The organism is Paracoccus binzhouensis (genome assembly GCF_016446475.1).
Classification (GTDB): Bacteria; Pseudomonadota; Alphaproteobacteria; order Rhodobacterales; family Rhodobacteraceae; genus Paracoccus; species Paracoccus binzhouensis.
This window is the reverse complement of sequence record NZ_JAEHFP010000186.1, coordinates 1-4,712: the sequence shown is the minus strand read 5'-3', so window position 1 is coordinate 4,712 and position 4,712 is coordinate 1. Positions and strand designations below refer to the sequence as shown.

Here is a 4,712-nt window from a genome sequence, read left to right as displayed (position 1 = left end):
TTGCGTGCCAAGGTCACCTCCCACGTAGAGATGATCTTGAATCACAGCCAGACGCGCAGGGGAATCCTTTTTGTCAACACAACCTAGGACCCGGCCAGCAGGCCCTCGATCTCGGCGCGCTTCGCCGCCACCAGTCCGGCATCGCCGCGCGATTCGACGTTCAGCCGCACCACCGGCTCGGTGTTCGAGCGGCGCAGGTTGAAGCGCCAGTCGGGAAACTCCAGGCTGATGCCGTCGGTCTCGTCGCGGCGGATCGCCTGCGGCGCGAAATGCGCCACCACCCGGTCGATGGCCGCAGCCGGATCGTCGAGGCGGAAATTGATCTCGCCCGAGGAGGGGAAGGCGCGCATCCGCTCGGCCAGCAATTCGCCCAGGCTGATGCCCTTGCGGCTGACCAGCTCGACCACCAGCAACCAGGGCACCATGCCGCTGTCGGCGAAATGGAAGTCACGGAAATAGTGATGCGCCGACATCTCGCCGCCATAGATCGCGCCCGATTCGCGCATGGCGCGCTTGACGAAGGCATGGCCGGTGCGGGCCTGCACCGCCTGCCCGCCGGCGCCGGCGATCACGTCGCGGGTATTCAGCACCACGCGCGGATCATGCACGATCTTCTCGCCCGGGTGCTTTTCCAGGAAGGCCGCGGCCAGCAGGCCGACGACATATTCGCCGGGGATGAAGTTTCCCTGCGCGTCGAAGAAAAAGCAGCGGTCGAAATCGCCGTCCCAGGCCACGCCCAGGTCGGCGCCATGATCGCGCACCGCCTCCGCGGTCATCGGCTGGTTTTCCGGCAGCAGCGGATTGGGGATGCCGTTCGGGAAGGCCGGGTCGGGCTGGTGGTTGATGCGGATGAAGCGCAGGGGCGCGCCGCGCCGCTCGAGCTCGGCGGCGATGGCGTCGAAGGTCGGGCCAGCGGTGCCGTTGCCGGCATTGACCAGCACGGTCAGCGGATGCAGCGCCGAGACGTCGATGAAATCGGCCAGCGCCCGGGCATAGACCGCCCGCGCCTCGGGAAAGTCCCGCGTCCCGCCCCGGCGCGCCGGTTCGGCAAACGCGCCCGATTGCGCCAGCGCCGCCAGGGTCGCGAAATCCCCCTCAGGGTCCAGCGGCGCGGCGCCGCGGCCCACCAGCTTCATGCCGTTATAGTCGATCGGATTGTGCGAGGCCGTCACCTCGATGCCGCCATCGGCGCCGAAATGCGCGGTGGCGAAATACATCTCCTCGGTGCCGGCCAGGCCCAGGTCGCGGACATCGGCGCCGCCGTCATTCAGCCCCCGGATCAGCGCCGCCGCCAGGTCCGGCGAGGTGGCGCGCGAATCGCGGCCGACGATCACCTGCCGCGCGCCCAGCACCTGCGCGAAGGCGCGGCCGATGCGCCAGGCGACATCCTCGTCCAGCTCGGAGCCCAGCCGGCCGCGCACGTCATAGGCCTTGAAGCAGTCGATCCGCCGCGCGGGCATCGTCACCATGGCATGTCCCCCTATTTGCTGCCTCTGGCTACACCAGCCGCCCGGCGATGGGAATAATGCGTCAGGATCGGTGGATGGTCGGGCCTCCGCCAAAGGGCGGAGGTGACGCGGCCCGCCGCCCGCGCTAGACGGGGCGAAACAAGGAGGTTCCGATGGATACCAAGGCCCTGATCGCCGCCTATTACGACGCCTTCAACGCCGGCCGTACCGACGAGATGCTGGGCTATCTGCACGACGAGGTGGAACACCACGTCAACGAGGGCGGCATCCGCCGCGGCAAGGACAGGTTCGCCGAGTTCAACGCCCACATGACCCGCAGCTATCGCGAGGAACTGACCGACATGGTGATCTTCGCCAACGAGGCCGGCGACCGCGCGGCGGCGGAATTCGTGGTCAACGGCACCTATCTGGCCACCGACGAGGGCCTGCCCGAGGCGAAGGGCCAGACCTACGTGCTGCCCGCCGGCGCCTTCTTCACCATCCGGGACGGCAAGATCGCGCGGGTGACGACCTATTACAACCTCGCCGACTGGACGCGGCAGGTCTCGGCGTGATCCGCACCGAAAGCCTGACCGGGGATGCCGTGGCATCCGTGCTGGACGACCTGGCGCGGCTGCGCATCGCGGTGTTCCGCGACTGGCCCTATCTCTATGACGGCGACCTGGAATACGAACGCGACTACCTGCGCGCCTATCAGTCGCCCGGCGCGGTGGTGGTCGCGGCCTGGGACGGCGACCGCATGGTCGGTGCCGCGACCGGGGCGCCGATGGAGGATCACGCGGATGATTTCGCCGCCGCCTTCGCCGGCCAGCCCGAGCGGCTGGACGAGATCTTCTATTGCGCGGAATCAGTGCTGCTGCCCGAGTATCGCGGCCATGGCCTCGGCCACGCCTTCTTCGACGGGCGCGAGGCGCAGGGCCGCGCGCTTGGCCGCCGCTACAGCGCCTTCTGCCGCGTGCTCCGCCCCGAGGGCCACCCGCTGCGCCCGCGTGACTACCGCCCGCTGGACGGGTTCTGGCGCAAGCGCGGCTATGCCCCGCTGCCCGGCGTGGTCGCCGAGTTCGAATGGAAGGACATCGGCGAGGACCAGCCCTCGCGCAAGCCGCTGCAATTCTGGATGAAACCCCTGTGACCCGGACCGTCAGGATCGCCGCCGCCGCCTATCCCTTCGACTGGCTTCGGGATTTCGACGCCTATCGCGCCAAGATTGCCCGCTGGGTCGGGGAGGCCGCCGATTGCGACCTGCTGGTCTTTCCCGAATATGGCGCGATGGAGCTGGCCTCGCTGGGCGGGGCCGAGGTGGCGGGCGACCTCGAGGCCTCGCTCCACGAAGTCGCCCGCCACAAAACCGCGCGCGACGCGCTGCATGCCGAGCTGGCGGCCCGGCACGGGCTGCATATCCTCGCCGCCTCGGGGCCCTGTTTCGAGGGGCCGCGCCCGGTCAATCGCGCGGTGCTGTTCGGGCCGCAGGGGCGGATCGGCCATCAGGACAAGCAGGTGATGACCCGGTTCGAGCGCGAGGACTGGAACGTGGTCGGCGCGCCCGGCCTGCGGGTCTTCGACACGCCCGTCGGGCGGCTGGGCGTGCTGATCTGCTATGACAGCGAGTTTCCGCTGCTGGGCCGGGCGCTGGCCGAGGCGGGGGCCGAGGTGGTGCTGGTGCCCTCCTGCACGGACACGGCGGCGGGCTACAACCGCGTCCGCATCGGCGCCATGGCCCGGGCGCTGGAAAGCCAATGCGTGGTGGTGCAGGCGCCGACGGTGGGCAACGTGGACTGGTCCCCCGCCATCGACGAGAACCGCGGCGCCGCGGCGATCTATGCGCCGCCGGACGGGCTCTGGCCGGAAAGCGGCGTGGTGGCCGAGGGGGCGATGGACGCGCCCGGCTGGGTCAAGGCGGTGGTCGATCTGGATCTGGTGGCGGAAAGCCGGCGGAACGGGCGGGTGCTGCCCTTCGCGCATTGGGGCGAGGCGGTGGGCGTGCGGGTGGTGGAGTGAGCAACGGCGCGCAACGCACGCATCGTTAACCGAATCTTGTGATCTGCTGTTGGAGGATGCCGCGCGGCATAGAAGGTTCCCGGCATGAACATGATCCACACGGAAGCCTATCGAACTGCCTTCAGCGCGTATCTGCGCAACGGCACCCCGATCCCCCCCTGTCCCTGAAGCAGGCAGGGACTACGGCACGGTATGTCTGGCGCTGCCAAGGCGATGATCGTGTGCGGATGACGCATCGCGCGAACGATGGCCGCGTCTTTGCATGGGACGATCCACCCACAACAGGCCCTCCGGGCGAAGATTACAATTGCCGCTGCGAGGCTGTTCCCTATATCCCCGGCGAGACAGAATTCGCGTTTCACGACTTCACATCCGTATTCACGCCGAACACCATTCGCTGGGAAAACCTGGATTTCGTGAATCACGATTATTTTGGCGGCGGGCAGGCGGTTACCCTTGATGAGATTGGGCATTTGCGCGATATTGCCGAGCAATATGCCTATCGCGATGGCACGGAAGGTGCATTTCGCAGGCTTTCGGGGCAGATTGCTGATGCGGCCAGAGGGCCGGGAACCGGGCCGGTTCACTTACGACTTCGGTCGCGTTGCTTTTTCTCACGGGTGGGGGACGGTCAAGGGGCTATTCTTGGGAGGCGTTGAGGCTCGCGGCGACATGCTCCGCATTTCCGGCGAAAGCAGGTTCAATTTCACCGATAAATTCGAGGATCCGGTGGATATGGATTTCGAGACGGGTGGCACACCCTATGATATCAGCAGGGAATGGACCGCGAGTTTCTCGGCAGAAGTGCTCAAAGACCGCCAACGCAGCATTTACTTTGACCCCAAGAAACTACGATAATGCTACGCAAATTCGCTCATCACCTGCTTCTTTTGCCGGTCTTCCTTTTTCTACTCTGGGCACTGGCTGCGTCCGTGCAATGGGTCAGGAATGCGCCCAAGAGCGTGACCTTGCCAAATGGAATGATGTTCAAGCTGCAATATCATTTCCCCGGCGCGCCCATCGGTCTGTTTTCCACGGATGGCAGACTCCTTGCCCGCAAGCTTGAATTCGTTTGCTTCAATGATCGCTATGTCAGCGTCTCCTCCTAGGTTGTGTTGACAAAAAGGATTCCCCTGCGCGTCTGGCTGTGATTCAAGCGCGCATAACCCTCGAAAGCAACGGGAAAATCCGGCCGCGGCGGGATCGGGAGAACGCTTTCGCGAGGGCAAGTGGCGGAGGGTAAGG

The 4,712-nt window shown here is 66.2% G+C and carries 7 protein-coding genes; 6 read left to right on the top strand and 1 reads right to left on the bottom strand.

The window, feature by feature from the left end:
* Positions 1 to 83: 83 nt before the first annotated feature.
* The gene (locus tag I9P22_RS23215) at positions 84 to 1,469 is read right to left on the bottom strand and encodes a phosphohexomutase domain-containing protein (protein ID WP_269846671.1); all 1,386 of its coding nucleotides are present in this window, start codon (positions 1,467 to 1,469) and stop codon (positions 84 to 86) included.
* A gap of 152 nt (positions 1,470 to 1,621) precedes the next feature.
* On the opposite strand from I9P22_RS23215, the gene I9P22_RS23210 reads away from it, so the two are divergent.
* The 6 genes from I9P22_RS23210 to I9P22_RS23185 are packed head-to-tail and all read left to right on the top strand — an operon-like array spanning position 1,622 to position 4,576.
* Positions 1,622 to 2,023: a ketosteroid isomerase-related protein gene (locus I9P22_RS23210; RefSeq protein ID WP_199262521.1), complete on the top strand. Its 402-nt coding sequence runs from the start codon at positions 1,622 to 1,624 to the stop codon at positions 2,021 to 2,023.
* A complete protein-coding gene (locus I9P22_RS23205) occupies positions 2,020 to 2,601 on the top strand; it encodes a GNAT family N-acetyltransferase (protein ID WP_199262519.1) in 582 nt (193 codons plus the stop codon). Before I9P22_RS23210 ends, I9P22_RS23205 begins: the two co-directional genes overlap by 4 nt.
* A complete protein-coding gene (locus tag I9P22_RS23200; RefSeq protein ID WP_199262517.1) occupies positions 2,598 to 3,467 on the top strand; it encodes a carbon-nitrogen hydrolase family protein in 870 nt (289 codons plus the stop codon). The genes I9P22_RS23205 and I9P22_RS23200 overlap by 4 nt, the downstream gene beginning before the upstream one ends.
* Positions 3,468 to 3,523: 56 nt before the next feature.
* Positions 3,524 to 4,126 carry a minor capsid protein gene (locus I9P22_RS23195; RefSeq protein ID WP_199262515.1) on the top strand — a complete coding sequence of 201 codons (603 nt, stop codon included), beginning with the start codon at positions 3,524 to 3,526 and terminating at the stop codon, positions 4,124 to 4,126.
* Positions 4,113 to 4,325 carry a hypothetical protein gene (locus I9P22_RS23190; RefSeq protein WP_199262513.1) on the top strand — a complete coding sequence of 71 codons (213 nt, stop codon included), beginning with the start codon at positions 4,113 to 4,115 and terminating at the stop codon, positions 4,323 to 4,325. Before I9P22_RS23195 ends, I9P22_RS23190 begins: the two co-directional genes overlap by 14 nt.
* Positions 4,325 to 4,576 (top strand): hypothetical protein, encoded by a 252-nt coding sequence (locus tag I9P22_RS23185; protein WP_199262511.1) that lies wholly within the window; start codon positions 4,325 to 4,327, stop codon positions 4,574 to 4,576. The genes I9P22_RS23190 and I9P22_RS23185 overlap by 1 nt, the downstream gene beginning before the upstream one ends.
* The last annotated feature ends 136 nt before the right edge of the window (positions 4,577 to 4,712 follow it).

Coding starts and splice junctions, on each gene's coding strand:
- I9P22_RS23215 (WP_269846671.1), bottom strand. CDS start 1,469: ATGGTGACGATGCCCGCGCGGCGGATCGACTGCTTCAAGGCCTATGAC.
- I9P22_RS23210 (WP_199262521.1), top strand. CDS start 1,622: ATGGATACCAAGGCCCTGATCGCCGCCTATTACGACGCCTTCAACGCC.
- I9P22_RS23195 (WP_199262515.1), top strand. CDS start 3,524: ATGCCGCGCGGCATAGAAGGTTCCCGGCATGAACATGATCCACACGGA.
- I9P22_RS23185 (WP_199262511.1), top strand. CDS start 4,325: ATGCTACGCAAATTCGCTCATCACCTGCTTCTTTTGCCGGTCTTCCTT.